Origin of the sequence: Acidiphilium sp. JA12-A1 (genome assembly GCF_000724705.2) — a bacterium.
GTDB classification, from domain to species: Bacteria; Pseudomonadota; Alphaproteobacteria; order Acetobacterales; family Acetobacteraceae; genus Acidiphilium; species Acidiphilium multivorum.
The window spans coordinates 2,501-5,291 of the sequence record NZ_JFHO01000234.1 but is presented as its reverse complement, the minus strand read 5'-3'; the positions used below and the strand labels follow the sequence as shown (position 1 = coordinate 5,291).

At 55.6% G+C, this 2,791-nt stretch carries 1 rRNA gene (only partly in view); it reads right to left on the bottom strand.

From position 1 onward, the window contains the following. Positions 1 to 112: 112 nt before the first annotated feature. Positions 113 to 2,791, bottom strand: a 23S ribosomal RNA gene (locus RT91_RS19580) (it continues 59 nt past the right edge of the window).

The window sequence follows — 2,791 nt, the reverse complement described above, 5'->3', positions numbered from 1 at the left end:
CTCCCCGCAATGGCCACCAGGTCGTCCAGCCTATCGTTGTTTCTGGGCTGGTGTGGATTTGGCGTGTTGTGTGAGTTGTGTTGGTGTTTGTGCATGGTGGGGGTGGTTGAGATATTCAAGTTCTATCGGGTGATTAGTACCGGTTAGCTGAGCGCGTTACCGCGCTTATACACCCGGCCTATCAACGTGATGGTCTGTCACGACCCTCGGGGAGACCTAGTTTTGAGGTGGGTTTCCCGCTTAGATGCTTTCAGCGGTTATCCCGTCCATACTTAGCTACTCGGCTGTGCCACTGGCGTGACAACCGATGCACCAGAGGTATGTTCATCCCGGTCCTCTCGTACTAGGGACAAATCCTCTCAAGTCTCCAACACCCACGGCAGATAGGGACCGAACTGTCTCACGACGTTCTAAACCCAGCTCACGTACCACTTTAATCGGCGAACAGCCGAACCCTTGGGACCTGCTCCAGCCCCAGGATGTGATGAGCCGACATCGAGGTGCCAAACCTCCCCGTCGATGTGGACTCTTGGGGGAGATCAGCCTGTTATCCCTAGAGTACCTTTTATCCGTTGAGCGATGGCCCTTCCACGTGGAACCACCGGATCACTATGGCCGACTTTCGTCTCTGCTCGAGCTGTCGCTCTCGCAGTCAGGCGGGCTTATGCCATTGCACTCAACAGCCGATGTCCGACCGGCTTGAGCCCACCATCGCGCGCCTCCGTTACTCTTTAGGAGGCGACCGCCCCAGTCAAACTGCCCACCATGCAGGGTCCCGGACCGGGATAACCGGCCGCGGTTAGACATCAAAAGCGCGCAGGGCGGTATTTCAAGGTTGGCTCCACCGAAGCTAGCGCCCCGGTTTCAATGCCTCCCGCCTATCCTACACAGCACTCTTCTGATGCCACTGCAAAGCTGCAGTAAAGGTTCATAGGGTCTTTCCGTCTGACCGCGGGTACCCCGCATCTTCACGGGGAATTCAATTTCGCTGAGCCGATGCTGGAGACAGTGGGGAAGTCGTTACGCCATTCGTGCAGGTCGGAACTTACCCGACAAGGAATTTCGCTACCTTAGGACCGTTATAGTTACGGCCGCCGTTTACCGGGGCTTCAATTCAAGGCTTGCACCTCTCCTCTTAACCTTCCGGCACCGGGCAGGCGTCAGACCCTATACGTCGTCTCTCGACTTCGCAGAGCCCTGTGTTTTTACTAAACAGTCGCTACCCCCTCTTTTGTGCCACCCGCACATGGTTGCCCACATACGGGTCTCGCTTATCCCGAAGTTACGCGAGTAATTTGCCTAGTTCCTTCAACATCGTTCTCTCAAGCGCCTTGGTATACTCTACCAGTCCACCTGTGTCGGTTTAGGGTACGGTCTATACGCTGGAGCTATTTCCCGGAATGCTCAAAAAGCCTGCCCAATCCGATAAGGACAGACAACATCTCGCATTCGTCACTTCCAGCAGGCGGAGGAATATTCACCCCCTTCCCATCGACTACGGCTTTCGCCCTCGCCTTAGGGGCCGGCTCACCCTGCGCGGATTAACCTTGCGCAGGAACCCTTGGACTTTCGGCGACAGAGTTTCTCACTCTGTTTGTCGCTACTCATGTCAGCATTCGCACTTCCGATACCTCCAGGAGGGGTCACCCCATCTCCCTTCACAGGCCTACGGAACGCTCCGCTACCGCGCATGTTTCCATGCACCCACAGCTTCGGTATGTGGCTTTAGCCCCGTTACATTTTCGGCGCAGGATTTCTATTAGACCAGTGAGCTATTACGCTTTCTTTAAAGGATGGCTGCTTCTAAGCCAACCTCCTGGTTGTTTTGGAATTCCCACATCCTTTCCCACTTAGCCACAATTTGGGGACCTTAGCTGGTGGTCTGGGCTGTTTCCCTCTCGACGATGGACCTTAGCACCCACCGTCTGTCTGCCGTGCAAGACACTTCGGTATTCGGAGTTTGGTTAGGTTTGGTAAGGCTTTGGGCCCCCCTAGCCCATCCAGTGCTCTACCCCCGAAGGCATACACACGACGATCTACCTCAATAGATTTCGCGGAGAACCAGCTATCTCCGAGTTTGATTGGCCTTTCACCCCTAGCCACAGCTCATCCCCGACTTTTTCAACAGGCGTGGGTTCGGCCCTCCAGTGCGTGTTACCGCACCTTCAGCCTGGCCATGGCTAGATCACTCGGTTTCGGGTCTTCTGCCTGCAACTATGCGCCCTATTCAGACTCGCTTTCGCTACGCCTACGCCTACCGGCTTAAGCTCGCTGCAAACAGAAACTCGCTGACCCATTATACAAAAGGTACGCCGTCACCGCAGATGCGGCTCCGACTGCTTGTAGGCATCCGGTTTCAGGTCTCTTTCACTCCCCTCGTCGGGGTGCTTTTCACCTTTCCCTCACGGTACTTGTGCACTATCGGTCACCAGAGAGTATTTAGGCTTGGAGGGTGGTCCCCCCATCTTCAGACAGGATTTCACGTGTCCCGCCTTACTCAAGGCCTTGCCATTTCGCTTCGCATACGGGGCTATCACCCGCTATGGCCGGAGTTTCCAATCCGTTCTGCTACTCAATGACAAGGCACTGGCCTGCTCCGCTTTCGCTCGCCACTACTGACGGAATCTCGGTTGATGTCTTTTCCTCCGGGTACTTAGATGTTTCAGTTCCCCGGGTTCGCCTCTACACCCTATGTATTCAGATGCAGATACCCTTGCGGGTGGGTTTCCCCATTCGGATGTCCACGGATCAACGCCTGCTCGCGGCTCCCCGTGGCTTTTCGCAGCGTGCC